This window comes from Streptomyces sp. NPDC101219 (assembly GCF_044767675.1).
Taxonomy (GTDB): Bacteria; Actinomycetota; Actinomycetes; order Streptomycetales; family Streptomycetaceae; genus Streptomyces.
Genome location: NZ_JBIWOK010000007.1, coordinates 313010 through 339809, shown reverse-complemented (window position 1 = coordinate 339809; position 26800 = coordinate 313010). Strand labels below are relative to the sequence as shown.

The 26800-nt window shown below is 73.1% G+C and carries 25 protein-coding genes; 2 read left to right on the top strand and 23 right to left on the bottom strand.

Annotated elements, in window-relative coordinates; genetic code table 11:
• Positions 1 to 50: 50 nt before the first annotated feature.
• Positions 51 to 983 (bottom strand): methionyl-tRNA formyltransferase, encoded by a 933-nt coding sequence (gene fmt, locus ACIRPP_RS16770; protein WP_403642889.1) that lies wholly within the window; start codon positions 981 to 983, stop codon positions 51 to 53.
• 292 nt (positions 984 to 1275) lie between these two features.
• Here fmt and ACIRPP_RS16765 point away from each other — a divergent pair, with 292 nt between their 5' ends.
• On the top strand, positions 1276 to 1815 hold the full coding sequence (locus tag ACIRPP_RS16765; RefSeq protein ID WP_403642887.1) for a hypothetical protein: 540 nt from the start codon (positions 1276 to 1278) through the stop codon (positions 1813 to 1815).
• 660 nt (positions 1816 to 2475) lie between these two features.
• Here the strand turns inward: ACIRPP_RS16765 and ACIRPP_RS16760 are convergent.
• The 15 genes from ACIRPP_RS16760 to pyrR all read right to left on the bottom strand — a co-directional run bounded on the left by ACIRPP_RS16760 (position 2476) and on the right by pyrR (position 19230).
• A complete protein-coding gene (locus ACIRPP_RS16760; protein ID WP_403642884.1) occupies positions 2476 to 2613 on the bottom strand; it encodes a hypothetical protein in 138 nt (45 codons plus the stop codon).
• A 53-nt stretch (positions 2614 to 2666) separates the two neighbouring features.
• A complete protein-coding gene (locus ACIRPP_RS16755; RefSeq protein ID WP_403642882.1) occupies positions 2667 to 4817 on the bottom strand; it encodes a primosomal protein N' in 2151 nt (716 codons plus the stop codon).
• A gap of 131 nt (positions 4818 to 4948) precedes the next feature.
• Complete coding sequence (metK, locus tag ACIRPP_RS16750; protein WP_403642879.1) at positions 4949 to 6157, bottom strand: methionine adenosyltransferase; 1209 nt, start codon at positions 6155 to 6157, stop codon at positions 4949 to 4951.
• Positions 6158 to 6397: 240 nt separating this feature from the next.
• Positions 6398 to 7600, bottom strand: a complete 1203-nt coding sequence (gene coaBC / locus ACIRPP_RS16745) for a bifunctional phosphopantothenoylcysteine decarboxylase/phosphopantothenate--cysteine ligase CoaBC (RefSeq protein ID WP_403642876.1) — start codon at positions 7598 to 7600, stop codon at positions 6398 to 6400.
• A 109-nt stretch (positions 7601 to 7709) separates the two neighbouring features.
• Complete coding sequence (gene rpoZ, locus ACIRPP_RS16740; protein WP_004933985.1) at positions 7710 to 7982, bottom strand: DNA-directed RNA polymerase subunit omega; 273 nt, start codon at positions 7980 to 7982, stop codon at positions 7710 to 7712.
• 62 nt (positions 7983 to 8044) lie between these two features.
• On the bottom strand, positions 8045 to 8638 hold the full coding sequence (gmk, locus tag ACIRPP_RS16735) for a guanylate kinase (protein WP_403642873.1): 594 nt from the start codon (positions 8636 to 8638) through the stop codon (positions 8045 to 8047).
• 37 nt (positions 8639 to 8675) lie between these two features.
• On the bottom strand, positions 8676 to 8999 hold the full coding sequence (locus ACIRPP_RS16730; RefSeq protein ID WP_003977346.1) for an integration host factor: 324 nt from the start codon (positions 8997 to 8999) through the stop codon (positions 8676 to 8678).
• Positions 9000 to 9255: 256 nt separating this feature from the next.
• Positions 9256 to 10101: an orotidine-5'-phosphate decarboxylase gene (pyrF, locus tag ACIRPP_RS16725; RefSeq protein ID WP_403642868.1), complete on the bottom strand. Its 846-nt coding sequence runs from the start codon at positions 10099 to 10101 to the stop codon at positions 9256 to 9258.
• Positions 10098 to 11204: a quinone-dependent dihydroorotate dehydrogenase gene (locus ACIRPP_RS16720; RefSeq protein ID WP_403642865.1), complete on the bottom strand. Its 1107-nt coding sequence runs from the start codon at positions 11202 to 11204 to the stop codon at positions 10098 to 10100. The genes pyrF and ACIRPP_RS16720 overlap by 4 nt, the downstream gene beginning before the upstream one ends.
• 68 nt (positions 11205 to 11272) lie before the next feature.
• Positions 11273 to 14581, bottom strand: a complete 3309-nt coding sequence (gene carB / locus ACIRPP_RS16715) for a carbamoyl-phosphate synthase large subunit (RefSeq protein WP_403642862.1) — start codon at positions 14579 to 14581, stop codon at positions 11273 to 11275.
• On the bottom strand, positions 14574 to 15716 hold the full coding sequence (gene carA, locus ACIRPP_RS16710; protein ID WP_403642860.1) for a glutamine-hydrolyzing carbamoyl-phosphate synthase small subunit: 1143 nt from the start codon (positions 15714 to 15716) through the stop codon (positions 14574 to 14576). Before carA ends, carB begins: the two co-directional genes overlap by 8 nt.
• Complete coding sequence (locus ACIRPP_RS16705) at positions 15713 to 16273, bottom strand: hypothetical protein (RefSeq protein WP_403642858.1); 561 nt, start codon at positions 16271 to 16273, stop codon at positions 15713 to 15715. The genes carA and ACIRPP_RS16705 overlap by 4 nt, the downstream gene beginning before the upstream one ends.
• Entirely contained in the window at positions 16270 to 17556 is a 1287-nt protein-coding gene (locus tag ACIRPP_RS16700; RefSeq protein WP_192230420.1) for a dihydroorotase, read from the bottom strand. The genes ACIRPP_RS16705 and ACIRPP_RS16700 overlap by 4 nt, the downstream gene beginning before the upstream one ends.
• A gap of 4 nt (positions 17557 to 17560) precedes the next feature.
• Positions 17561 to 18541 carry an aspartate carbamoyltransferase catalytic subunit gene (locus ACIRPP_RS16695; protein ID WP_192230421.1) on the bottom strand — a complete coding sequence of 327 codons (981 nt, stop codon included), beginning with the start codon at positions 18539 to 18541 and terminating at the stop codon, positions 17561 to 17563.
• A 119-nt stretch (positions 18542 to 18660) separates the two neighbouring features.
• Complete coding sequence (gene pyrR, locus ACIRPP_RS16690) at positions 18661 to 19230, bottom strand: bifunctional pyr operon transcriptional regulator/uracil phosphoribosyltransferase PyrR (RefSeq protein ID WP_164343087.1); 570 nt, start codon at positions 19228 to 19230, stop codon at positions 18661 to 18663.
• Positions 19231 to 19506: 276 nt separating this feature from the next.
• Here pyrR and bldD point away from each other — a divergent pair, with 276 nt between their 5' ends.
• A complete protein-coding gene (gene bldD, locus ACIRPP_RS16685; RefSeq protein WP_210875293.1) occupies positions 19507 to 20010 on the top strand; it encodes a transcriptional regulator BldD in 504 nt (167 codons plus the stop codon).
• Between the two features lie 441 nt (positions 20011 to 20451).
• Here bldD and nusB read toward each other — a convergent pair whose 3' ends face one another.
• From nusB to aroC, 7 genes are all read right to left on the bottom strand, one after another.
• Entirely contained in the window at positions 20452 to 20880 is a 429-nt protein-coding gene (nusB, locus tag ACIRPP_RS16680; RefSeq protein WP_164343085.1) for a transcription antitermination factor NusB, read from the bottom strand.
• A 2-nt stretch (positions 20881 to 20882) separates the two neighbouring features.
• On the bottom strand, positions 20883 to 21449 hold the full coding sequence (efp, locus tag ACIRPP_RS16675; RefSeq protein WP_403642853.1) for an elongation factor P: 567 nt from the start codon (positions 21447 to 21449) through the stop codon (positions 20883 to 20885).
• 55 nt (positions 21450 to 21504) lie between these two features.
• Entirely contained in the window at positions 21505 to 22611 is a 1107-nt protein-coding gene (locus tag ACIRPP_RS16670; protein ID WP_403642850.1) for an aminopeptidase P family protein, read from the bottom strand.
• Between the two features lie 143 nt (positions 22612 to 22754).
• Positions 22755 to 23639, bottom strand: a complete 885-nt coding sequence (locus ACIRPP_RS16665; RefSeq protein WP_403642848.1) for a Pro-rich N-terminal domain-containing protein — start codon at positions 23637 to 23639, stop codon at positions 22755 to 22757.
• 246 nt (positions 23640 to 23885) lie between these two features.
• The gene (aroB, locus tag ACIRPP_RS16660) at positions 23886 to 24980 is read right to left on the bottom strand and encodes a 3-dehydroquinate synthase (RefSeq protein WP_403642845.1); all 1095 of its coding nucleotides are present in this window, start codon (positions 24978 to 24980) and stop codon (positions 23886 to 23888) included.
• Positions 24977 to 25489, bottom strand: coding sequence for a shikimate kinase (locus ACIRPP_RS16655; RefSeq protein WP_403642842.1), 513 nt, complete (start codon positions 25487 to 25489; stop codon positions 24977 to 24979). Before ACIRPP_RS16655 ends, aroB begins: the two co-directional genes overlap by 4 nt.
• Positions 25486 to 26670 (bottom strand): chorismate synthase, encoded by a 1185-nt coding sequence (gene aroC, locus ACIRPP_RS16650; RefSeq protein ID WP_403642839.1) that lies wholly within the window; start codon positions 26668 to 26670, stop codon positions 25486 to 25488. Before aroC ends, ACIRPP_RS16655 begins: the two co-directional genes overlap by 4 nt.
• Positions 26671 to 26800 lie beyond the last annotated feature (130 nt).

The window sequence follows — 26800 nt, the reverse complement described above, 5'->3', positions numbered from 1 at the left end:
GTGCGCGCTCCAGCCTACGCCGTCGTGGCCGGCCGCCGGGGTCCGCGGGGTCAGGCGCCGACGGTCTCCCCCGCGCCGATGCGCACCCCGCGCGCCCAGTCCGCCGCCCGCATCGGCTTCTTGCCCTGGGCCTGCACCCACAGCAGCTCCACGGCGTGGGAACCGGTGCCGGCGTACACGTTGTTCTTGGCCGCGGACAGCTCCCCGGGCGCCAGGTCGGTGCGGTCGGGCGCGGGGGCGACCTGGACCAGCTTGAGCCGCTCGCCCCGGAAGGTGGTCCAGGCGCCCGGCGCGGGCGTGCAGCCGCGCACCACCCGGTCGACGCGCAGCGCCGGGGTGCGCCAGTCGACGCGGGCGTCCTCGACGGTCACCTTGGGGGCGTGGCTGATGCCTTCGGCGGGCTGCGGCACGGCGTGCAGGGTGCCGTCCTCGATGCCGTCCATCGTGGCGGCGAGCAGCCCGGCCCCGGCGAACGCGAGCCTGGTGAGCAGGTCGCCGCTGGTGTCGGTGGGGCGGATCTCCTCGGTGACCGTCCCGTACACCGGCCCGGAGTCGAGGCCCTCCTCGATGAGGAAGGTGGACGCGCCGGTGATCTCGTCGCCCGCCATGATGGCGTGCTGCACGGGCGCGGCACCGCGCCAGGCGGGCAGCAGCGAGAAGTGCAGGTTGACCCAGCCCCGGGCGGGGATGTCGAGCGCGGCGCGGGGCAGCAGGGCGCCGTAGGCGACGACGGGGCAGCAGTCCGGCGCGATCCGCGCGAGCCGCTCCAGGAACTCCGGGTCCTTCGGCTTGGCGGGCTTCAGCACCTCGATGCCCGCGTCGGCGGCCCGTTCGGCGACGGGAGAGGCGATCAGCCTGCGGCCCCGTCCGGCCGGCGCGTCGGGTCGCGTGACGACGGCGGCCACCTCGTGCCGTCCGGAGGCGAGAAGAGCGTCCAGGGCGGGAACGGCGACCTCGGGGGTGCCGGCGAAGACCAGCTTCATGGGGTGGTTCGGGCCTCTCGGGCGGGGACGGCGGGCAGCGCACCAGTCTATGGCGGGAGCGGTCCGGGCCCCTCACCGAGACGAGTGAACCGGACCGGGAGAAACCCCGGCAGAAAGGTGCGGTAAGGGGCCCCGGCGTGCGGCTTCGCGGGCGCGGGCGGGGAAAAATTCCTGGGCCGAAGACCGGGGCCCCCGTGACCCGCCGGGCGGATCGGCGTTGGTCAAGAAAGAGTTGACCACACCGGGCCCGAGGCGGGCCCTCCCTTTCAACGCCGGTTCGAGAGGCTTGTTCATGGCCGACCACGCAACCCACGACGCCCAGGCTCGGGCCAGCCTGCACTTGCTGGTGCGGGACATCGAGCGGGTCCGCCGGCAGGTGGACGCACTGCGTACCCTCACCGCCCAGTTGGGCAACGTCTACCGCCCACGCCGCCCGGGCCCCTCCACGGGCTTCGTCGTCTACGGGCGGGCGCCCGCCCCCACCGTCCGGCTCGCCCAGGAACTGCGGGACAGCGTCGAGACGCTGGTCACGGCGGCCGTCGACTTCGACCGCTCCCTGGGCTTCTCGTGGGACGCGGTGGGTTCCGCACTCGGCGTCACCAAGCAGGCCGTGCACCGCCGTTACGGTGCCCGCCGGACGCCCGCGCAGGCCGCGCCGGCCGAGCCCGCGGAGCACACCGCGGAGCCCTCCGGCACCCGCACGGTCAACGTGGGCGCGGGCGTCCCGTCCGTCCCCGCCGCCCGCTCCATGCCCACCCAGCCCACGGCAGGCAGCCCCGCCCTGCGCGAGGACCCCCGCCCCACCGCCTTCCCCGGCCCCCGCAACGGCTGACGCCGCCCCCAGGCACCCCGCCCTCCCCGCCCCCAGCGCCGGGAGGGCGGCGGCGTGTCGGGCCGGAGCCCGCACACGCGGACAGTGCCCGGACTCCACCCCGACGGTCGGCGGTACGCGGCGGCGCTCTCTGGGCGACACCCCCCACAGGGCCGAGGCCGGCCCGCGCCACGACTCCCCCGGCAGGCGCCGATTCCGCCCGACCCGGGCCTCACCGATGTCCGGCGGGCCGGATGCCGACCCGGACCGGTCGCCGCCTGCGCCGGCCAGGCGGGCGCACCCGCCGGCAGGGGCGCCGGGGGCCCGGGTCCCGCACACGGACATTCCCCGGACCGCACCCCGCCGGCCGGCACCACTCCACCGCGGCACCCGCGGCAGGCGAACGGGACCGGCCCGCCGGCCGACGGCCCGCACCGCTCCACCCGACCCGGGCCTCAGCCCAAGACCGGCGGGCCCATGCCGATCCACGCCGGGTCGCCACCGGTGCGCGCCGTGCGGGCCGCCGGGAGGGCGCCGGTGTCCACGGCGGCCCGGGTCCCGCACGCGGACGGCCCCCGGATTCCACCCGACGGCCGGCATCACTCCACCGCGGCACCCGCGGCAGGCGAACGGGACCGGCCCGCCGGCCGACGGCCCGCACCGCTCCATCCGACCCGGGCCTCAGCCCAAGACCGGCGGGCCCATGCCGATCCACGCCGGGTCGCCACCGGTGCGCGCCGTGCGGGAGACGTACGGCGTCGACGTCGTGCGCGAGGACGCGGACCCGGCGCTGCTGATCGCGGTGGCGGTGTGCGTCATCCACCTCGTGGACAAGGACGCCGGCCCTGCGCCGCTTCCACCGGAACCGCACCTCAGCCGATGTCCGGCGGGTCGATGCGGACCCAGACCGGGTCGGCGCCGGCGCGGGCCGTGCGGGCGGCCTGGGCGGTCTTCAGGGCGTGGGCCAGGGCGGCGCCGCGGCCCGGGGGGACGCGGATCAGGGCCCGTTCCCAGTGCTCGCCCGGCGGCGGCGCCCCGGGGCGGCGGGGGCGCCCCGGCGGGGTGACGGGCAGCGGGACCGGGCCGAGGACCTCGGCCTCGGCGGGGAGTTCGACGCCGGCCAGGAACGCCGCCACCGCCTCCGGCGGGCCCGCCACCGCCGCCATCCGGGAGACCGGCGGGAAGCCCAGTTCGGCGCGCTCGGACAGCTCCCGCAGGGCGTGCCCCACCGGGTCCCAGCGCACCAGGGCCTGCACCGGCCGCAGCGTGGGCTCGGCGACGACCACCACCGTGCCGCCCGCCGACTGCGGCCGGACGAGGCCGGCGGCGCCGATCCAGCGGCGCAGGGCGTCCTCGCCGGCCCGCAGGTCGGGACGGTTCACCATGGCCCAGCCGTCGAGCAGCAGCGCCGCCGCGTACCCGCCCTCGGCGACCGGTTCGGCGCCCGGGGTGCTCACCACCAGCGCGGGCGAGCCGGGCACCGTGTCCAGGACCTGCTCGCGTCCCGAGGTCCGCACCGGCACCGCGGGGAAGGCCCGGCCCAGTTCCTCCGCGGTCCGCCGCGCCCCGACCACCTGGGCGCGCAGACGGAAGCCGCCGCACTCCGGACAGTGCCAGCCGCCCTCCTCGCGCCCGCACCAGCCGCATCGCAGGTCGCCGGAGCCGGGTGCCTCCAGGGGCCCGGAGCAGTGCCGGCAGCGCGCCGGTGCCCGGCAGTTCGCGCAGGCCATCCGCGGCACGTAGCCGCGCCGGGGCACCTGCACCAGGACCGGCCCGTGCCGCAGGCCCTCGCGGGCCGCCTGCCAGGCGAGCGTGGGCAGCCGGGCGGCGCGGGCGGCCTCGTCCCGGGCGAGGTCGGTGTCCCCGACGGTCCGCACCAGGGGGGCGGCGGAGCGGGCCCGGTCGCGCCCGGCGACCAGGGGGCCGGCCCAGCCCGTCTCGACCAGCTGGGCGGCCTCCACGGTGCAGCTCCAGCTGCCCAGCAGGAAGCCGCAGCCGTCCTGAGCGGCGCGCAGCAGCAGGACCTCCCGGGCGTGCGGCTGGGGGGCGTGCGGCTCGCTGTGGCTGTCGTCGCCGTCGTCCCAGAGGGCGACGAGGCCGAGGCCGGCCACGGGGGCGAACATCGCGGCCCGGGTGCCGATGACCGCGCGCACCGCGCCCCGGCGGACCGCGAGCCAGCGCGCGTACCGCTTCTCGGGTCCGGCGTCGGCGGTGAGCACCGCGTGCCGGCCGTCCCCGAGGAGGGCGGTGAGCGCGGCATCGAGGCGGGCGACGGCGCGGCCGTCCGGCAGCACGACGAGGGCACCGCGTCCGGAGGACAGGGTCGCGGCGACGGCCCGGGCGAGTTCCTCGCTCCACTCCGGTCCCGGCAGCGCGTTCCACACGGCCCGTGGGGCGCCTCCTGCGGCCAGCGCCCGCAGGAACCCCGGCCCCTGCTCGTAGCGGGCCCAGGAGCCCGGCCCGGGTGTCTCGGGGGGCGGCAGCGGGTCGGGCGAGGGGCGCTTCTCGGCGCGGGCGTTGCGCGGGGGCACCGCGAGCTGGAGGACGTCGGCGACGCTGCCCGCGTACCGGTCGGCGACGGCTCGGGCGAGACCGAGCAGTTCCTCGCTGAGCACCGGTTCGGGCGAGACGACCTGGGCGAGGGCGGCGAGGGGCCCGGAGTAGTCGGACTCGGCGCGGCGCTCGACGAGGAAGCCGTCGATCAGCCCGCCGCCCTCGCGCCGCCCGTCGCGCACCCGGTGCCGTCCGGCGCCGAACCGCACGCGGACCCGGACACCCGGCTGCGCGTCGGCGTCGAGTTCCTCGGGCACGGCGTAGTCGAAGTAGCGGTCGAGGTGGAGGACGCCCTTGTCGACGAGGACCCGGGCGACCGGCAGCTCGCCGGCCAGGGCGGCGCCCCGCCAGGTCCGCGGCTTGGCCCGGGGCACGCGCGCCGCGCGGACGGTCTCCCGGATGAGCGCGAGCTGCTCCGGCGGTGGTGCGTCCCGCGCATCGCCGTCCGCCTGTCCGTTCTCGCTGCTCACGCTTGCATTCTTACCAAACGGCACCGACAGCCGGGCGCCCGCAGGCGGTCCCGGAAGCGCTCCGGCGGCGACGAGCGGGGCCCGGCACCCCGTCGGAGGGGTGCCGGGCCCGGGCGGAGCGGGAGGGCCGGTTACAGCCCGGCGGCCTTGCGCAGCTCGTCGACGCGGTCGGTCCGCTCCCAGGTGAAGTCGGGCAGCTCACGGCCGAAGTGGCCGTAGGCGGCGGTCTGGGAGTAGATCGGGCGGAGCAGGTTCAGGTCGCGGATGATCGCGGCCGGACGCAGGTCGAAGACCTCGTCGATGGCCCGCTCGATCCGGTCGGGGTCGACCTTGGCCGTGCCGAAGGTCTCCACGAACAGCCCGACCGGCTCCGCCTTGCCGATGGCGTACGCCACCTGGACCTCGCAGCGCGCGGCCAGACCGGCCGCCACCACGTTCTTCGCGACCCAGCGCATCGCGTACGCCGCGGAGCGGTCCACCTTGGACGGGTCCTTGCCGGAGAAGGCGCCGCCGCCGTGGCGGGCCATGCCGCCGTAGGTGTCGATGATGATCTTCCGGCCGGTCAGGCCGGCGTCGCCCATCGGGCCGCCGATCTCGAAGCGTCCGGTGGGGTTGACCAGCAGACGGTAGTTCTCCGTGTCCAGCTTGATGCCCTCGTCGAGCAGCGCCTTCAGCTCCGGCTCCACGACGAACTCGCGGATGTCGGGGGCCAGCAGCGACTCCAGGTCGATGTCGCTGGCGTGCTGGGAGGAGACCACGACGGTGTCCAGCCGGACGGCCTTGTCGCCGTCGTACTCGATGGTGACCTGGGTCTTGCCGTCGGGGCGGAGGTAGGGGATCGTGCCGTTCTTGCGCACGTCGGACAGGCGCTTGGCCAGGCGGTGCGCGAGGAAGACGGGCAGCGGCATCAGCGTCGGCGTCTCGTCCGTCGCATAGCCGAACATCAGGCCCTGGTCGCCGGCGCCCTGCCGGTCCAGTTCGTCGTCGTCGCCCTCGACGCGGGTCTCGTAGGCCGTGTCGACGCCCTGCGCGATGTCCGGGGACTGCGAGCCGATCGACACCGAGACGCCGCAGGAGGCCCCGTCGAAGCCCTTCTTCGACGAGTCGTAGCCGATCTCGAGGATCTTGTTGCGGACCAGCGTCGCGATGTCCGCGTACGTCTTGGTCGTGACCTCACCGGCCACATGCACCAGACCGGTCGTGATCAGGGTCTCGACGGCGACGCGCGAGGTGGGGTCCTCACGCAGGAGGGCGTCGAGGATGGTGTCGCTGATCTGGTCAGCGATCTTGTCGGGGTGACCCTCGGTCACGGACTCCGAGGTGAACAGACGACGGGACACAATGCTCCCTGGGGTTGCAGCGGCTGCTGGCTGATCATTGGCGGACGGCGGGGGCTGCACCCGGCGCCGTCCGTCGGACAGTTTATCGGTCGCGCTCCGCCGCGGGCCTCCCTGTCTCGCCTCTCGGGAGCGCTGTGACCTGCGGCACGGGCATTCTGCCCGCAGCCGGGGGTCATTGACCAGAGGCGCCACGCCCGCACACGGAGCGTTTCGGGTGACGTCGGGCCCGCCCGCGCGCGGTCAGGCCAGCCGTCCGGCGACCAGGTCCCAGACGGTGTCGGCCAGGGCTTCCTTGGGGCCGTGCGGGACGGGTGTCTCGCTGCCGTCGGCGCCCAGCACCACGGCCTCGTTCTCCTCCGACCCGAAGGTGCGGCGCTCGCCCACCTCGTTGACCACGAGCAGGTCGCAGCCCTTGCGCTTGAGCTTGGCGCGGCCGTTGGCGAGGACGTCGTCGGTCTCGGCGGCGAAGCCGACGATCACCTGTCCGGGCCGGGCCCGGTCGGCGGCGATCTCGGCCAGTACGTCGGGGTTGCGCACCAGGGCGACCGGCTCCGGCTCCTGGCCGTCCTTCTTCTTGATCTTCCCGGCGGCGTAGGCGGCCGGGCGGAAGTCGGCGACGGCGGCCGCCATGACCACGGCGTCGGCGTCCGCGGCCGCCCGGATCACCGCCTCGCGCAGTTCCAGGGCCGTGCCGACGGGGACGACGTCCACCCCGGCCGGGTCGGGCAGGGCGGCGTTGGCGGCGACCAGGGTGACCCGGGCGCCCCGCGCGGCGGCGGTGCGGGCGAGGGCGTAGCCCTGCTTGCCGGAGGAGCGGTTGCCGAGGAAGCGGACGGGGTCCAGCGGCTCGCGGGTGCCTCCGGCGCTGACGACGACATGCCGTCCGGCGAGGTCGGGTCCGGCGGTGCCGCGGGCGAGGACCCGGCGGCAGACCTCGAAGATCTCCGCCGGGTCGGGCAGCCGGCCCTTGCCGGTGTCGACGCCGGTGAGGCGGCCGACGGCCGGTTCGACGACGACGGCGCCGCGCGCGCGGAGGGTCGCCACGTTGTCCTGGGTGGCCGGGTGCTCCCACATCTCGGTGTGCATGGCGGGGGCGAAGACCACCGGGCAGCGGGCGGTGAGCAGGGTGTTGGTGAGCAGGTCGTCGGCGAGTCCGTGGGCGGCCCTGGCGAGCGTGTCGGCCGTGGCGGGGGCGACGACGACCAGGTCGGCCTGCTGGCCGATGCGCACGTGCGGAACCTCGTGGACGTCGTCCCACACCTCGGTGGACACCGGGTTCCCGGACAGGGCGGACCAGGTGGCGGCGCCGACGAAGTGCAGCGCGGAGGCGGTGGGCACGACGCGGACGTCGTGTCCCGACTCGGTCAGCCGCCGCAGCAGCTCGCACGCCTTGTAGGCGGCGATGCCGCCGCTGACGCCCAGGACGACCTTCGGCTTGTCCACCGTCACTCCCCGATCCGGAAAACGTACGACCCCATGACACACCACAGACCCGGCAGGCGGCCTGCCGGGTCTGGAGTGAGGTCAGCTGGACGCTGCACCTGGTGCTTGCCTACTGACCGGGGCCCTCGACGGCCTCGGAGGTCAGCAGTCCCGCGTTGATCTCGCGCAGCGCGATCGAGAGCGGCTTCTCGTGGACGTGCGTGTCGACGAGGGGACCGACGTACTCGAGGAGACCCTCACCGAGCTGCGAGTAGTACGCGTTGATCTGGCGGGCCCGCTTGGCCGCGTAGATCACGAGGCTGTACTTCGAGTCCGTGGCCTCGAGGAGCTCGTCGATCGGCGGGTTGATGATGCCCTCGGGCGCGGAGATGGAAGAGGACACGCTCTACCTTCCGATGGATGGGAAAGATGCTGTTCGGACGATCACTGAACGATCGCTCAGGATCACTCGACGTTCATCAAGGCTAGCAGCTCGCGGGCCACGTCCTCGACGGAGGTGTTGACCAGGGTCGTATCGAACTCCGGCTCCGCCGCCAGTTCCGTCTTCGCGGCCAGCAGACGGCGCTCGATCACCTCGGGCGACTCGGTGCCCCGGCCCGTGAGCCGGCGCACCAGTTCCTCCCAGGAGGGAGGGGCCAGGAACACCAGCTGGGCCTCGCCCATGGTCTCGCGGATCTGCCGGGCGCCCTGGAGGTCGATCTCCAGGAGGACGGGCACACCCGCCTCCAGGCGCTCCAGCACGGCCGCGCGGGGCGTGCCGTAGCGGTTGCCGGCGAATTCGGCCCACTCCAGCAGCTCGCCGTTGGCGATCAGCTTGTCCATCTCCTCGTCGGTGACGAAGTAGTACTGGACGCCGTGCTGTTCGCCGGGGCGGGGCTTGCGGGTCGTCGCCGACACCGAGAGCCAGACCTCGGGGTGTTTCTTGCGCATATGGGCGACGACCGTGCTCTTGCCGACCCCGGAGGGGCCGGAGAGCACGGTCAGCCGCGGACGTGCGTCCGGGGGTTCGGGGGACGTCCCCCGGGGTGTTGCTGCCATACGGCGATTATTCCAGGAATCCCTCAGTGCCCGGGACTCAGGAGCCGGTGCTGCCGAACTCCCGCTCCAGGGACGCGATCTGGTTGGATCCGAGACCCCGCACGCGGCGGCTCTCGGAGATGCCCAGACGCTCCATGATCTGCTTGGCACGGACTTTGCCGACGCCGGGCAGGGACTCGAGCAGGGCGGAGACCTTCATCTTGCCGATGACGTCGTTCTCCTGGCCCTGCTTGATGACCTCGTGGAGGGAGGCGCCGGAGTGCTTGAGTCGATTCTTGACCTCGGCCCGCTCCCGGCGAGCCGCGGCGGCCTTTTCGAGCGCGGCTGCGCGCTGTTCAGGGGTAAGGGGCGGAAGAGCCACGCCTACGTCACCTCGGATGTCGAACTGTCGGATACGGACCGGTGAGGAACCTAGTCGCCCCACACCTGGGGAGCCACGAGCAACACGCTTGCCCGTTTACTCTGCGTCGGAGACTAGCGGCCAACTCGGCCAGAGTCAGCGAGAACAGCGGAAAAGTCCAGGTCAGCCTTTGCGAGAGCGGACATAAGGGACATATTGCACGCGATCCAAGGGTGTATCCAGGTCACCGGCCTCCCGAGAACCCCTTGTCGGGAGCTCACGCGGACGCCACCGCGGTCCTGATCTCCTCCGCGAACCGGTCCGCGGCGTCACGCAGAGCGACGACGTCGGCACCGTGGCGCAACACTCCCCGGCTGACGTTCGGCACGACGTTGCGCACCGCGCTGCCGAACACAGCCGGCAGGTCGGCCGCCGTGGCCCCCTGCGCGCCGATGCCGGGCGCGAGCAGCGGTCCGCCGATGTCCAGGTCGTACTCCGCGAGGTCGCCGAGCGTGGCGCCGACCACCGCGCCGAAGGAGCCCAGCGGCTCCTCGCCCGCGTTCTCGGCGGCGAGGTGCCCCAGCACGGTGGCCGCGACGGTGCGTCCGTCGGCGCGCACCGCGTGCTGCACCTCGTGACCCTCCGGGTTGGACGTCAGCGCCAGCACGAACAGCCCGGTGCCGCTCTCCCGGGCCAGCGCGACGGCCGGGGCGAGCGAGCCGTAGCCCAGGTACGGGGAGACGGTGAGCGCGTCGGAGAACAGCGGGGCGTCCTTGTGCAGGAACGACTCGGCGTAGGCGGCCATGGTGGAGCCGATGTCGCCGCGCTTGGCGTCCATCACGACCAGGGCGCCGGCCTCCCGGGCCTCGCGCACCGTCCGCTCCAGCACGGCCACGCCCCGGGATCCGAAGCGCTCGAAGAACGCGCTCTGCGGCTTCAGCACGGCCACCCGGTCCGCGACCGCCTCGACGACGGTGCGGCTGAACCGCTCCAGGCCTGCGACGTCGTCGTTCAGGCCCCACTGGGCCAGCAGGGAGGCGTGTGGGTCGATGCCGACACACAGCGGGCCGCGCGCGTCCATCGCCCGGCGCAGCCGCAGGCCGAAGGGGTCGAGTACGCTCATGTCGTGCTCCTCACGTCGGCGCCCACCGCGTCGGCGAGCGTGGGGTACGGGCTGGTGCGCAGCCGGGCGGCCAGCCCCTTGTGCAGGCCCCGGCACCAGAAGGGGCCCCGGTAGACGAGCGCGCTGTAACCCTGGACGAGGGTGGCACCGGCCAGGATGCGCTGCCAGGCGTCCTCGGCGGTCTCGACGCCGCCGACGCCCACGAGGGTGATCCGGTCGCCCACACGCGCGTACAGCCGTCGCAGCACCTGAAGGGAGCGCTCCTTGAGCGGGGCGCCGGACAGGCCGCCGGTCTCCTGCACGAGCGTCTCGTCGGAGCGCAGGCCGAGCCCGTCGCGGGCGATGGTGGTGTTGGTGGCGATGATGCCGTCCAGGCCGAGTTCCACGGCCAGGTCGGCGACCGCGTCGACGTCCTCGTCGGCGAGGTCCGGCGCGATCTTGACCAGCAGCGGGACGCGGCGCGCGGGGACGGCCCGGTCGGCGGCCTCGCGCACGGCGGTCAGCAGCGGGCGCAGGTGACCGACGGCCTGGAGGTCGCGCAGTCCGGGCGTGTTCGGGGAGGAGACGTTGACCACGAGGTAGTCGGCGTGCGGCGCCAGGCGCTCCGCCGACGTCACGTAGTCGGCGACCGCCTCCGCCTCGGGGACCGCCTTGGTCTTGCCGATGTTGACCCCGACGACCGTGCGGAAGACGGGCGTGCGGGAGGCGAGGCGGGCGGCGACGGCGAGCGAGCCCTCGTTGTTGAAGCCCATGCGGTTGATCAGGGCCCGGTCGGGCACCAGCCGGAACAGCCGCTGCCGGGGGTTGCCGGGCTGCGGCCGGCCCGTCACCGTGCCGATCTCGACGTGGTCGAAGCCGAGCATGGCCATGCCGTCGATGCCGACGGCGTTCTTGTCGAACCCGGCCGCGAGCCCCAGAGGGCTGTGCAGGCGCAGTCCGAGGGCCTCGGTGCGCAGTTCCCGGTGGCGGGGGGCCAGGACGGCGGCGACGAAGGTGCGCAGTACCGGCACGCTCGCCACCCGGCGGATCCAGCGGAAGGCGAGGTGGTGCGCCCGCTCCGGGTCCATCCGCTGGAAGAACAGGCGGAAGAAGAGGTCGTACATCGTCGAATGTGTCCCAGTGTCCTCATGAGGAGGGGGACACCGCGTCGACGGTGTCCCCCTGCTCGCTGCTAGTCGCGGGCCGCGGTCAGATGTTCCGCGTGTTCCTGGAGCGATCGGACGCCCACCTCGCCCCGGTGCAGGGCGTCGATGCCCTGCACGGCGGCGGCGAGCGCCTGCACCGTGGTCAGGCAGGGCACGGAGCGGGCCACCGCCGCGGTGCGGATGTCGTAGCCGTCGAGGCGGCCGCCGGTGCCGTAGGGGGTGTTGACGATGAGGTCGACCTCGCCGTCGTGGATGAGCTGGACGATGGTCTTCTCGCCGTTCGGCCCGGTGCCCTCGGACTGCTTGCGCACGACGGTGGCGTTGATGCCGTTGCGCTTGAGGACCTCGGCGGTGCCGGAGGTGGCGAGCAGTTCGAAGCCGTGGGCGACCAGCTCGCGCGCCGGGAAGATCATCGACCGCTTGTCGCGGTTGGCGACCGAGATGAAGGCCCGGCCCTTGGTGGGCAGCGGCCCGTACGCGCCCGCCTGCGACTTGGCGTAGGCCGTGCCGAAGACGGAGTCGATGCCCATGACCTCGCCGGTGGAGCGCATCTCCGGGCCGAGGACGGTGTCGACGCCGCGGCCGTGGATGTCCCGGAAGCGGGCCCAGGGCAGCACGGCCTCCTTGACGGAGATCGGCGCGTCCAGCGGCAGCTCGCCGCCGTCGCCGGTGGCCGGGAGCAGGCCCTCGGCGCGCAGTTCGGCGATGGTGGCGCCCAGCGAGATCCGCGCGGCGGCCTTGGCCAGCGGCACCGCGGTGGCCTTCGAGGTGAAGGGGACGGTGCGCGAGGCGCGCGGGTTGGCCTCCAGGACGTACAGGATGTCGCCGGAGAGGGCGAACTGGATGTTGATCAGACCGCGCACGCCGACCCCGCGGGCGATGCCCTCGGTGGAGGCGCGCAGCCGCTTGATGTCGAAGCCGCCGAGGGTGATCGGGGGCAGGGCGCACGCCGAGTCGCCGGAGTGGATGCCGGCCTCCTCGATGTGCTCCATGACGCCGCCGAGGTAGAGCTCCTCGCCGTCGTAGAGCGCGTCCACGTCGATCTCTATGGCGTCGTCGAGGAAGCGGTCGACCAGCACCGGCCGGGAGGGGCTGATCTCCGTGGACTCGGCGATGTAGGACTCCAGCCGGGCCTCGTCGTAGACGATCTCCATGCCGCGTCCGCCGAGCACGTAGGACGGGCGGACCAGCACGGGGTAGCCGATCTCGTCGGCGATGGCCTTGGCCTCGGCGAAGGCGGTGGCGGTGCCGTGCTTGGGGGCGGGCAGGCCGGCCTCCTTCAGGACCCGGCCGAAGGCGCCGCGGTCCTCGGCGGCGTGGATGGCCTCCGGCGGGGTGCCGACGATGGGCACGCCGTTGTCCTTGAGCGCCTGGGCGAGGCCCAGCGGGGTCTGCCCGCCGAGTTGGACGACGACGCCCGCGACCGGGCCGGCCTGCTGCTCGGCGTGGACGATCTCCAGGACGTCCTCCAGGGTGAGCGGCTCGAAGTAGAGCCGGTCGGAGGTGTCGTAGTCGGTGGAGACGGTCTCCGGGTTGCAGTTGACCATCACGGTCTCGTACCCGGCGTCGGACAGCGCGAAGGAGGCGTGGACGCAGGAGTAGTCGAACTCGATGCCCTGGCCGATGCGGTTGGGACCGGAGCCCAGGATGATGACGGCGGGCTTCTCCCGGGGCGCGACCTCGCTCTCCTCGTCGTAGGAGGAGTAGAAGTACGGGGTCTTCGCGGCGAACTCGGCGGCGCAGGTGTCGACCGTCTTGTAGACCGGGCGGATGCCGAGGATCTGGCGGACCTCGCGGACGACGTCTTCGCGCAGTCCGCGGATCTCGCCGATCTGCTGGTCGGAGAAGCCGTGCCGCTTTGCCTCGGCGAGCAGGTCGTGGGTCAGCTCGGGGGCGGCGGCCAGCTCGTCGGCGATCTCCTTGATGAGGAACAGCTGGTCGACGAACCAGGGGTCGATCTTCGTGGCCTCGAAGACCTCCTCGGGCGTGGCGCCCGCGCGGATGGCCCCCATGACCGCGTTGATCCGGCCGTCGGTGGGGCGGACCGCCTCGCGCAGCAGTTCGGCCTTGTCGCCGGGCTCGCCGACGAAGGTGAACTGGCTGCCCTTCTTCTCCAGCGAGCGCAGCGCCTTCTGGAACGCCTCGGTGAAGTTGCGGCCGATGGCCATGGCCTCGCCGACCGACTTCATGGTGGTGGTGAGGGTGGAGTCGGCGCTGGGGAACTTCTCGAAGGCGAACCGGGGGGCCTTGACGACGACGTAGTCGAGGGTCGGCTCGAAGGAGGCAGGGGTCTCGCGCGTGATGTCGTTGGGGATCTCGTCCAGGGTGTAGCCGACGGCCAGCTTGGCGGCGATCTTGGCGATCGGGAAGCCGGTGGCCTTGGAGGCGAGCGCGGAGGAGCGCGAGACCCGGGGGTTCATCTCGATGACGATGATCCGCCCGTCCTCGGGGTTCACCGCGAACTGGATGTTGCAGCCGCCGGTGTCGACGCCGACCTCGCGGATGACCGCGATGCCGATGTCCCGCAGGGTCTGGTACTCGCGGTCGGTGAGCGTCATCGCGGGGGCGACGGTGATGGAGTCGCCGGTGTGCACGCCCATGGGGTCGAAGTTCTCGATGGAGCAGACGACCACGACGTTGTCGTGCTTGTCGCGCATCAGCTCCAGCTCGTACTCCTTCCAGCCGAGGATGGACTCCTCCAGGAGCACCTCGGTGGTCGGCGAGAGGGTGAGGCCCTGGCCGGCGATGCGGCGCAGCTCGTCCTCGTCGTGGGCGAAGCCGGATCCGGCGCCGCCCATGGTGAAGGAGGGGCGGACCACGACCGGGTAGCCGCCGAGTTCCTCGACGCCCTTGAGGACGTCGTCCATGGAGTGGCAGATGTAGGAGCGGGCGGACTCGCCGTGCCCGATCGTGCGGCGGACGGCCTCGACGACCTCCTTGAACCGGTCGCGGTCCTCGCCCTTGTGGATCGCCTCCACGTTGGCGCCGATCAGTTCGACGCCGTACTTCTCCAGGACGCCGTTGTCGTGCAGGGCGATGGCCGTGTTGAGGGCCGTCTGGCCGCCCAGGGTGGGCAGCAGCGCGTCGGGCCGCTCCTTGGCGATGATCTTCTCGACGAACTCGGGGGTGATCGGCTCGACATAGGTGGCGTCGGCGATCTCCGGGTCGGTCATGATCGTCGCCGGGTTGGAGTTGACCAGGACGACGCGCAGGCCCTCGGCCTTGAGGACGCGGCACGCCTGGGTGCCGGAGTAGTCGAACTCGGCGGCCTGTCCGATGACGATCGGGCCGGAGCCGATGACCAGGACGGACCGGATATCGGAGCGCTTAGGCACGCTGGCCCTCCATCAGGGAGACGAAGCGGTCGAACAGGTACGCGGCGTCGTGCGGGCCCGCCGCCGCTTCGGGGTGGTACTGGACGCTGAAGGCGGGCCGGTCGAGCAGCCGCAGTCCTTCCACCACGTTGTCGTTGAGGCACACGTGGGACACCTCGGCGCGGCCGAACGGGGTGTCGGAGACCGTGTCGAGGGGGGCGTCGACGGCGAAGCCGTGGTTGTGCGAGGTGACCTCGACCTTGCCGGTCGCGCGGTCCTGCACCGGCTGGTTGATGCCGCGGTGGCCGTACTTCAGCTTGTAGGTGCCGAAGCCGAGGGCGCGGCCGAGGATCTGGTTGCCGAAGCAGATCCCGAACAGCGGGGTGCCGCGCTCCAGCACGCCCCGCATGACGGAGACGGCGTGGTCGGCGGTGGCGGGGTCGCCGGGACCGTTGGAGAAGAACACGCCGTCGGGCTTGACGGCGTAGACGTCCTCGACGGTGGCGGTCGGGGGCAGGATGTGCACCTCGATGCCGCGCTGGGTCATGCGCTGCGCGGTCATGCCCTTGATGCCGAGGTCGATCGCGGCGACGGTGAACCGCTTCTCGCCCTCCGCGGGGACCACGTACGGCTCGGTGGTGGCGACCTCGGCGGCCAGGTCGGCTCCCTCCATCGCGGGCACCTCCCGCACGCTCGCGAGCAGCGCGGCGTCCTCGCGGACGGCGTCGCCGCTGAAGATGCCCACGCGCATGGCGCCCCGCTCGCGCAGATGCCGGGTGAGGGCGCGGGTGTCGATGCCGCTGATGCCGACGATGCCCTGGGCGGACAGCTCGTCGTCCAGGGTGCGGCGGGAGCGCCAGTTGGAGGGCACCCGGGCGGGGTCGCGCACGACGTAGCCGGCGACCCAGATGCGCTTCGACTCGGGGTCGTCGTCGTTGACGCCGGTGTTGCCGACGTGCGGGGCGGTCATCACGACGACCTGGCGGTGGTAGGACGGGTCGGTGAGCGTCTCCTGGTAGCCGGTCATGCCGGTGGAGAACACCGCTTCGCCGAAGGTCTCCCCCACCGCCCCGTAGGCACGGCCGCGGAAGACCCGGCCGTCCTCCAGGACGAGTACGGCGGGAACCCTCGCGGTCCCCCTGGTGGAGGTTGTCATCGTGCGCCTTCCGTCGTGGAGATCATGTCGTTGAGGGCGTCGGCCCACTCCGTGTGCTCGGCCGCGCGGTCGGAGCGGAAGCCGGAGTCGATGAGCCGTTCGCCGTGGGCCCAGGTCACCACGAGCAGGCCGCCCTCGGTGAGGACCTTGCCGGCGATGCCCTTGTCGAGGCGGGCGCCGCGCAGGGCGGCGGCGGGGACGAAGAAGTCGCCGGCCCCGGGGCGGACGACGTCCACTCCCGCGTCGGTGAGCGTGAGCTCGGCCCGGCTGCGGGTGCCCAGGCCGCGGGCCACGATGCGGTCGAGCCACTGGCCGGCGGTGGTGGAGCCGTGGTAGCGGCCGGTCATCGTCAGCCGGGCGGGGCCCGGGTCGTCCGGCGCGGACGGCAGCTCGGGCAGGTCGCCCTGGAGCGTGCCGCGCCACTTCCAGCCCTCGCGCATCAGCCAGTAGACGAAGACGACGAAGAGGGCGAGGCCGACCACCCAGCCGATGCGGGCGGCCCAGTCGGTCACTTCCGCCGATTCCTTCTCGGCGGCCAGCAGGAGTACAGGTGTCACGTGAGCTTCCCGTCGACGAGGGTGGCCTTGCCCCGGAGCCAGGTGTGGGTGACACGGCCCGGCAGCTCGCGGCCCTCGTAGGGGGTGTTGCGGCTGCGCGAGGCGAAGCCCGCGGGGTCCACGGATCCACGGTATGCCGTGTCGACGAGGGTGAGGTTGGCGGGCTCACCAGCCGAGACGGGGCGGCCGTGCCCGGCGGCCTGCCCGATGCGGGCGGGCGCGAAGGACATCCGCTCGGCGACGCCGGCCCAGTCCAGCAGGCCGGTGTCGACCATGGTCTCCTGCACCACCGACAGGGCGGTCTCCAGGCCGACCATGCCCATGGCGGCGGCGGCCCACTCGCAGTCCTTGTCCTCGTGCGGGTGCGGGGCGTGGTCGGTGGCGACGATGTCGATGGTGCCGTCGGCCAGCGCCTCGCGCAGGGCGAGCACGTCCCGCTCGGTGCGCAGCGGCGGGTTGACCTTGTAGACCGGGTTGTAGGTGCGCACCAGTTCGTCGGTGAGGAGCAGGTGGTGCGGGGTGACCTCGGCGGTGACGCGGATGCCGCGGGCCTTGGCCCAGCGGACGATCTCGACGGAGCCGGCGGTCGACAGGTGGCAGATGTGGACGCGGGAGCCGACGTGATCGGCGAGCAGCACGTCCCGGGCGATGATCGACTCCTCGGCGACGGCGGGCCAGCCGCCGAGCCCGAGTTCGGCGGAGACGACGCCCTCGTTCATCTCGGCGCCCTCGGTCAGGCGCGGCTCCTGGGCGTGCTGGGCGACGACGCCGTCGAACGCCTTCACGTACTCCAGGGCCCGGCGCATGATCACGGCGTCGTGGACGCACTTGCCGTCGTCGGAGAAGACGGTGACGCCGGCCGCGGACTCGTGCATGGCGCCCAGCTCGGCCAGCTTCTGCCCCTCGAGGCCGACGGTGACGGCGCCGACGGGCCGCACGTCGCAGTAGCCGTGCTCCTTGCCGAGCCGCCAGACCTGCTCGACGACGCCGGCGGTGTCGGCGACGGGGAAGGTGTTGGCCATGGCGAACACGGCGGTGTAGCCGCCGCTCGCCGCGGCCCGGGTGCCGGTGAGGACGGTCTCGGAGTCCTCGCGGCCGGGCTCACGCAGGTGGGTGTGCAGGTCGACGAGGCCGGGCAGCAGCACCTTGCCGTCGGCCTCGACGACCTCGGCGCCCTCGGCGGACAGTCCGGTGCCGACCTCGGCGACGGTGCCGGCGTCGATCAGGACGTCCTGGGGCGGGCCGCCGAGCACCTTCGCGCCGCGGATCAGGGTCTTGCTCATGGTCTTACTTCTCCTCGGTCGCGCGGGCGTGGGTGAGGGCGGGTTCGTTGCCGCCGAGCAGCAGGTAGAGGACGGCCATCCGGATGGAGACGCCGTTGGCGACCTGCTCCACGACGGTGCAGCGGTCGGAGTCGGCGACCTCGGCGGTGATCTCCATGCCGCGGACCATCGGGCCGGGGTGCATCACGATGGCGTGGTCGGGCATCTTGCGCATGCGGTCGCCGTCGAGGCCGTAGCGGCGGGAGTACTCGCGCTCGGTGGGGAAGAACGCGTCGTTCATCCGCTCGCGCTGCACGCGCAGCAGCATCACCGCGTCGGACTTGGTGAGCGTGGAGTCGAGGTCGTAGGAGACCTCGCAGGGCCAGGTCCCGACGCCGACCGGCAGCAGCGTGGGCGGGGCGACGAGGGTGACCTCGGCGCCGAGGGTGTGCAGCAGGTCGACGTTGGAGCGGGCGACCCTGCTGTGCAGGATGTCGCCTACCAGGGTGATGCGGCGTCCGTCGAGGTCCTTGCCGAGTCCGGCGTCGCGGCCGACCAGGCGGCGGCGCATGGTGAAGGCGTCCAGCAGCGCCTGGGTGGGGTGCTGGTGGGTGCCGTCGCCGGCGTTGACGACGGTGGCGTCGATCCAGCCGGAGGTGGCCAGCCGGTAGGGGGCACCGGAGGCGCTGTGCCGGATGACGACGGCGTCGACGCCCATGGCCTCCAGGGTCTGGGCGGTGTCCTTCAGGGACTCGCCCTTGGAGACGCTGGATCCTTTGGCGGTGAAGTTGATGACGTCCGCGGACAGCCGCTTCTCGGCGGCCTCGAAGGAGATCCGGGTCCGGGTGGAGTCCTCGAAGAAGAGGTTGACGACGGTGCGGCCGCGCAGGGTGGGGAGTTTCTTGATCGGCCGGTCGGCGACCCGGGCCATCTCCTCGGCGGTGTCGAGGATCAGGACGGCGTCGTCGCGGGAGAGGTCGGCGGCCGAGATGAGATGACGCTGCATCTGTCAGGCTCCGTAAGACAGTTCATGCGGAAAAAGCGGGAAAGTCAGGCGATCCGGGCAGCCGGGGGCGTGTGAGGGCAGCGTGCACCCGCACGCCCGCCGACGGGCGTGCCGAAGCGCTACTGGGTGGTCTGCTTCGCGCCGAGCAGCACGGTGTCGCGACCGTCCTCCTCGACGACCAGGACCTTGACCGTCTCCCGCAGCGACGTGGGGAGGTTCTTGCCGACGTAGTCGGCGCGGATGGGCAGTTCGCGGTGGCCGCGGTCGACGAGGACGGCGAGCTGCACCGCGCGCGGACGCCCGATGTCGTTCAGCGCGTCGAGGGCGGCGCGGATGGTCCGGCCGGAGAAGAGCACGTCGTCGACGAGGACGACCAGGCGGCCGTCGATGCCGTCACCGGGGATCTCGGTGCGGGCCAGGGCACGCGGGGGGTGCATGCGCAGGTCGTCGCGGTACATGGTGATGTCGAGCGAGCCGACCGGGACCTTGCGCTCGGTGATCTGCTCCAGCTTGGCGGCGAGGCGCTGGGCGAGGAAGACGCCCCGCGTCGGAATGCCGAGGAGCACCACGTCGTCGGCGCCCTTGGCGCGTTCGACGATCTCGTGGGCGATGCGGGTCAGTACCCGCGCGATGTCGGGGCCTTCGAGAACGGGCCGCGCACCGGACTGTGCGTCCTGCTGTTCGTCCATGGGAAACGGACCTCCTTCTCCGCCTCACGGGACGGACCTTAAAGGACGTCGGATGTGCGGCCCCTACGCTATCAGGTGGCGGCCGTGGGCCGACGCGCCCCCCGATCACCCCCCGAATCACCCGTTCGGAGCAGCCGATCTTGGTTACCACGGAAGAGTCGGGGTGGACCATTCGGCTTGACGGGCGAGAGTAACGCTGCGTAACCTCACAGTGAGTTACCAGCCGCGCGGCTTGGAAACCAGGCCGGACGCGTAGACACAGTGCCGGGGAGCTATATGTCCAGCGAATACGCCAAACAGCTCGGGGCCAAGCTCCGGGCGATCCGCACCCAGCAGGGCCTTTCCCTCCACGGTGTCGAGGAGAAGTCCCAGGGACGCTGGAAGGCGGTCGTGGTCGGGTCCTACGAGCGCGGTGACCGCGCCGTGACCGTGCAGCGCCTCGCGGAGCTGGCGGACTTCTACGGCGTGCCGGTGCAGGAGCTGCTGCCCGGCACGACCCCGGGCGGCGCCGCCGAGCCGCCGCCCAAGCTGGTCCTGGACCTGGAGCGGCTGGCCACGGTGCCGGCCGAGAAGGCGGGTCCCCTGCAGCGCTACGCGGCGACGATCCAGTCCCAGCGCGGCGACTACAACGGCAAGGTGCTCTCGATCCGCCAGGACGACCTGCGCACCCTCGCCGTCATCTACGACCAGTCGCCCTCGGTCCTCACCGAGCAGCTGATCAGCTGGGGCGTGCTGGACGCGGACGCGCGGCGCGCCGTCGCCACGCACGACGAGAGCTGACCGCACCGCGCGCGTCGAGCAGAAACGTACCGCCGGGGTGGCCGGAACCTGTCGCAGGGTTCCCGCCACCCCGGCGGTTTCTGTATGCGGGGACGGGCCCGCGCCGCCCGGGCCGGGTGGTCGAAGGAGCGGAACGTCACCCGGACGCACCAACGCGCCCGGGCCGGCCGTGCGGCACGTAGCACCGGCTGCCGGCTCCCGGCTCCCGGCTCCCGGCCGATCGGCCTCCCGGCGTCCCGGCCCCAGCAGCAGGCCGTGCGGCACGCCGGCGGCCGCGTGGACGCCCGGCGCGGGCCCCGCACGCCGGTCCCGCCGGGACGCGCGGGCATGCGAACGGCCCGCGGCTCCTTGCGGGCCGCGGGCCGTCGGTGGCCGAGCGGGCGGGCCCCGCGTGCGTCACGGGGCGTGCACCTGGTCCCGGCGTTCCTGCTCCGCGTGTTCCTACTCCCGGCGCAGCGAGGGCTTGAGTTCCTTCAGCCGGCCGAGCAGACCGTTGATGAACGACGGCGACTCGTCCGTGGAGAACTCCTTGGCCAGCTGCACCATCTCGTCGAGCACGACGGCGTCCGGCGTCTCGTCGACCCACAGCAGCTCGTAGGCGCCGAGGCGCAGGATGCTGCGGTCGACGACGGGCATCCGGTCGAGCGTCCAGCCGACGGAGTACTGGGCGATCAGCTCGTCGATGCGCTGCGCGTGCTCCGCGTAGCCCTCGACCAGCTGCATCGTGTACTCGCTCACCGGCGGCTGCCGGGTGTCGGTCCGGGAGTGCCGGATCCAGTCCGCGAGGACCGTCAGGACGTCGGCACCGCGCTGGTCGCCCTCGAAGAGGATCTGGAAGGCGCGCTTGCGGGCCGTGTTGCGGGCAGCCACGGTTAGCCGTTCACCCGGCCGAGGTAGTCGCTGGTACGGGTGTCGACCTTGATCTTCTCGCCGGTGACGATGAAGAGCGGGACCTGGATCTGGTGGCCGGTCTCCAGCGTGGCGGGCTTGGTGCCGCCGGTGGAGCGGTCGCCCTGCACGCCGGGCTCGGTGTCCTGGACGGTCAGCTCGACGGCGGCGGGCAGCTCGACCGAGAGCACCTCGCCCTCGTGCGTGGCCACCGTGGCCTCGAAGCCCTCGACGAGGAAGTGGGCGGCGTCGCCGACGACCTTGCGGTCGATGTGCAGCTGGTCGTAGGTCTCCATGTCCATGAAGACGAAGTAGTCGCCGTCCATGTAGGAGAACTGCATGTCGCGCTTGTCGACGGTGGCCGTTTCGACCTTGACGCCGGCGTTGAAGGTCTTGTCGACGGTCTTGCCGGACAGCACGTTCTTCAGCTTGGTGCGCACGAAGGCCGGGCCCTTGCCGGGCTTGACGTGCTGGAACTCGACGACGGACCAGAGCTGGCCGCCTTCCAGCTTGAGCACCATGCCGTTCTTGAGGTCGTTCGTGGAAGCCACGTTGCGGAATCTCCTGGACTGACGTGAGACGACCCGGGGCAGGCACTCGGCGCGGCTACAGCGCGAGCAGCTCCTTGGTCGTGATGGTGAGTAGCTCGGGTCCGCCGTCCGCCTCGGGGCGCACGACGAGCGTGTCATCGATCCGGACACCGCCCCGGCCCGGGAGGTGGACCCCCGGTTCGACGGTGACCGGCACGCAAGCGTCCAGTTTACCCATGGCCGCCGGGCCCAACTGAGGGTCCTCGTCGATTTCGAGTCCGACGCCGTGACCGGTGAGTGCGGGAAGGGCCTCCGCGTAGCCGGCCGAGTCCAGTACCTGCCGGGCGGCGTGGTCGACATCGCGGCAGGCCGCACCGGGTACGAGGGACTCCCGGCCGGCCCGCTGGGCGGCGAAGACGAGGTCGTACAGCTCGATCTGCCAGGCCGCCGGAGCGGTGCCGATGACGAACGTACGGCCGATCTCGCAGCGGTAGCCGCGGTAGGCGGCGCCGAGGCAGACGGAGAGGAAGTCGCCCTCCTCGACCCGGCGGTCGGTGGGCCGGTGTCCGCGCCGGCCGGCGTTCGGGCCGGTGGCGACCGAGGTGGCGAAGGCCGGGCCGTCGGCTCCGTGGTCGACGAGGCGGCGCTCCAGCTCCAGGGCGAGGTGCCGTTCGGTGCGGCCGACGAGGATGGACTCCAGCAGCTCGCCGAGGGCCTGGTCGGCGATCTCGGCGCCGATGCGCAGGCAGGAGATCTCCTCCTCGTCCTTGATCACCCGCAGCTGCTCGACGGCGCCGCCGACGTCGGCCAGGCGCAGGCCGGGTGCGACGGACCGCAGCGCGCGGTGCCGGGCGACGGTGAGGTGGTGCTCCTCGACCGCGAGGGAGTCGGCGCCCCCGGCGGCGGCGAGGCCGGTGGCGGCGACCGCGGGATCACCGTCGCCGCCGGACACGACGTGCCGGCGCAGCGCCTCGTCGGGCCGGGCGTGCGGGACCCGGTCGTCGGGCGGGCTGCCGCAGACCAGGAGGTCCTCGGCCGGGCCCAGCAGGAGCACGGCGCCCTCCGGCGCGGCACCCGCCAGGTAGCGCACGTTGGCGGGCCGGGAGACGAGCGCCGCCGCGCTGCCCCCGGCGTTGCAGCATTCCCTGAGCCGGGCCCTGCGGGCCGCGTACACCTCTGACATGACCCGAGCCTATGAGCGGTGGCCGGATGCCGCCGGTCGAGAGGGGCCGAGCGGGGGCCGCGACGGCATGCCTCCAGGTGGGACGCACATCGCCCGCGGCGACCGGGTGAGGGGGCCGCAGACACGCCCCTGCGGCCGCCGCGTCACCAGGCCGGGGGGCTGGCGAGCGACCGGGCGAGGACGTCGTCCAGCAGCTTGGCGGTCTCCGGGATGCCGAGCTGGGAGTTGTCGATGATGGGCAGTCCCGAGCCGTACCAGCCGGCCATGCGGCCGTGGATGCGGGCCACCTCCTCGTCGCTGAGGCGCCGGTTGCCGCTGCGTTCCGCGTTGCGCTCCAGGACGATGTCGAGGCCCGGCAGCAGGACGACCGGCAGCAGGCCGGGGCCCACGTGGCGCTTCCAGCCGCCGAGGCCGACGACGGGACGGTCGGGGAACACGGCGTCGTCGAGGATGCAGGAGATGCCGTTGGCGAGGAAGTTGCGGGCGGCGAAGCCACAGGTGCGGCGGGCGAGGCGGTACTGCGCCTCGGAGTTGTCGTTCCACCCGGTCTGCGGGTCGGCGAAGCCGGAGCGGACCCATTCGCGCACGTCGTCGAGGCTGATGTGCGCGGTCGGCATCCGGCGGTGGTCCGCCCAGTACTTGGCGACGCTGGTCTTGCCCGCCCCGGCGGGGCCTATGAGCAGGACCGCTATGGCCGTGCCCGACGGGTCGGGGGCGGCGGTCTGGGGTGCGGCGGGGACGGCGACGGGGCCGCCGGGCGGCAGCGGCACATGGCCCGTGGTGTCCGGCGGCGGCGCGACGGAGGCGTGCCGGGGGCCGGGGGCGTGGGGCGGGGCCGGGGCGTGCGGCGCGGGTCCGGGCGGAGGCGCGGGGTAGCCAGGCGGCGGGGGCGGGGCGGGCGCGGGGACGGGACCCTGGTGCGCTCCCGGGTGGGGCCCCGGGTGGTGTGCGGCCGGTGACCAGCCGCCGGCCGGTCCGTGCCCCTGCTGATGGGGCGGCGGCAGCGGTGAACCCACTGCGTGCTGCATCCGGTGCCACTCCGTCTCGTACAGGCGATGGGCGCTGACAGCAGGGGGTACCCCGCCTGCCCACAGACTAAAGGGCATGGGCACCGCCGTTCGAACGGGACCGCCCCCAGCCGTTGTTGTGGCAACGGTCGGGGGCGGCTCCGAGTGCCCGCCGGGGCGGGAGAAATCCGGCGGACCGCCGGAAGGGGCCCCAGGAGCCGTCCGGGTCCTGGGGCGCGGGCCGTGGACGGCCGGCCCGCGCGGGTCCTACTCCCCGACCTCGCCGTACGCGGCGAGCAGCACCGCCGGGTCGGGGCCCTCCAGGACGACCGGCTTGGCCAGGCCGTCGAGGACGATGAAGCGCAGCAGGTCGCCGCGGGACTTCTTGTCGACCTTCATCGTCTCCAGCAGCTTGGGCCACTGGTCGTGGCGGTAGTGCAGCGGGAGCCCGACCGCTTCGAGGACGGTGCGGTGGCGGTCCGCGGTGGCGTCGTCGAGACGGCCCGCGAGGCGGCCGAGTTCGGCGGCGAAGTGCATGCCCACCGACACCGCGGCGCCGTGGCGCCACTTGTAGCGCTCGTTCTTCTCGATGGCGTGGCCGAGCGTGTGGCCGTAGTTGAGGATCTCCCGGCGGCCCGACTCCTTGAGGTCGTCGGACACGACATCGGCCTTGACCCGGATGGACCGCTCGATGAGTTCGGCGGTGTGGGGTCCCGCGGGGGTGCGAGCGGCCTGCGGGTCGGCCTCGACGAGGTCCAGGATCACCGGGTCGGCGATGAAGCCGGCCTTGATGACCTCGGCCAGACCGGAGACGTAGTCGTTGACGGAGAGCGAGTCCAGGGCGGCCAGGTCGCACAGCACACCGGCGGGCGGGTGGAAGGCGCCCACGAGGTTCTTGCCCTCGGCGGTGTTGATGCCGGTCTTGCCGCCGACTGCGGCGTCCACCATGGCCAGCACCGTGGTGGGCACGGCGATCCAGCGCACGCCCCGCAGCCAGGTCGCGGCCACGAACCCGGCCAGGTCGGTGGTGGCCCCGCCACCCACGCCGACGACGACGTCGGTGCGGGTGAACCCGGACTGGCCCAGTGCCTTCCAGCAGTAGGCGGCGACCTCGGCGGTCTTGGCCTCCTCCGCGTTGGGCACCTGGATGGCGATCGCCTCGTAGCCCTGCTCCGCCAGGTCGGCGCGGAGCGCGTCGCCCGTCTCGGCCAGCGCCTCCGGGTGCAGCACGGCGACCCGCTTGGCCCGGTCGCCGATCAGCCCGGCGAGTTCGCCGAGGAGCCGGCGGCCCACCAGGACGTCGTAGGGGTCCGTTCCCGCGCTGCCGCCGATGGGGATGCGGGTCACTGACTCGCTGCTCATGCTTCCTTCAACTCCAGTGCGTCCAGGGCGGCTTCGGTGACCTCTTCGGGCGTGCGGCCGTCGGTGGGGACGACGGCCGTGGCGACCTCCTCGTACAGGTGCCGCCGGGCCTGCATCAGCTCGCGCCACTGCTTGCGCGGGTTGACCGCGAGCAGTGGGCGGGCGGTGTTCAGGCCGGTGCGCCGGACCGCTTCCTCGACGTCCATGGAAAGGTAGACGACGCGCTGCGCGGCGAGCAGGGCGCGGGTGCCGGCGTCGAGGACGGCGCCGCCGCCGAGCGACAGCACGCCGTCGTGTCCCTGGAGCGCCTCGCGCACGGCGTCCTTCTCCAGGGCGCGGAAGGCGTCCTCGCCGTCCTCGACGAAGATGTCGGCGATGCTGCGGCCCTGGGCGGCGACGATGTCGTCGTCGGTGTCCCGGTGACCGACGCCGAGGCGCTCGGCCAGCAGCCGTCCCACGGTGGACTTGCCCACGCCCATCGGGCCGACCAGGACGATGAGCGGGCTCACCGGACGGCCAGCGCGTCGAGGTAGGAGCGCACGTTGCGGCGGGTCTCGGTGACGCTGTCGCCGCCGAACTTCTCCGCGACCGCGTCGGCCAGCACCAGCGCGACCATCGCCTCCGCGACGATCCCGGCCGCCGGCACCGCGCACACGTCGGAGCGCTGGTGGTGGGCGGCGGCCGCCTCGCCGGTGGCCACGTCGACCGTGCGCAGCGCCCGGGGCACGGTCGCGATCGGCTTCATCGCCGCCTTCACCCGCAGCAGCTCGCCCGTGGTCAGCCCGCCCTCGGTGCCTCCGGAGCGGCCGGTCGCCCGCTTGATGCCGTCGTCGGTGGCGAGGATCTCGTCGTGCGCCTTGGAGCCGGGCACCCGCGCCAGGTCGAAGCCGTCGCCGACCTCCACGCCCTTGATGGCCTGGATGCCCATCAGGGCCGCGGCCAGCCGCGCGTCCAGACGCCGGTCCCAGTGCACGTGGGAGCCCAGCCCCACCGGCACCCCGTAGGCCAGGACCTCCACCACACCGCCCAGGGTGTCGCCGTCCTTGTGGGCCTGGTCGATCTCGGCGACCATCGCCTTCGAGGCGTCCGCGTCCAGGCAGCGCACCGGGTCCTCGTCCAGCCGCTCCACGTCGGAGGGCGTCGGGTACACCCCGTACGGGGCCTTCGCCGCCGCCAGCTCCACCACGTGGGAGACGATCTCGATCCCGGCGGTCTCCTTCAGGTACGACCGGGCCACCGCCCCCAGCGCCACCCGGGCCGCGGTCTCCCGCGCGGAGGCCCGCTCCAGGATCGGGCGCGCCTCGTCGAAGCCGTACTTCTGCATGCCCGCGAGGTCGGCGTGACCGGGGCGGGGGCGGGTCAGCGGCGCGTTGCGGGCGAGGCCGGCCAGCACCTCCGGGTCCACCGGATCGGCCGCCATGACCTGCTCCCACTTCGGCCACTCGGTGTTGCCCACCATGATCGCGACCGGGGAGCCCAGCGTCAGGCCGTGCCGGACACCGCCGAGGAAGGTGATCTCGTCGCGCTCGAACTTCATCCGGGCACCGCGTCCGTAGCCCAGCCGCCGCCGCGCCAGGTGGTCCGCCACCATCTCCGTGGTGATCGGCACGCCGGCGGGCAGACCCTCCAGCGTCGCGACGAGTGCGGGACCGTGGGACTCCCCCGCGGTCAGCCAGCGCAACCTGCTCAACGGTGCTCCTCCATGCTCGCGCCCGGTACTGCCCTGCGCACGCGGGTCGTCGTGTGCGGTCGTGGCGGCGACGGGTGCGCGGGCCCCGGTCCGCCATGTCCGATCCTTTCACGTCCACACGACATTTCCG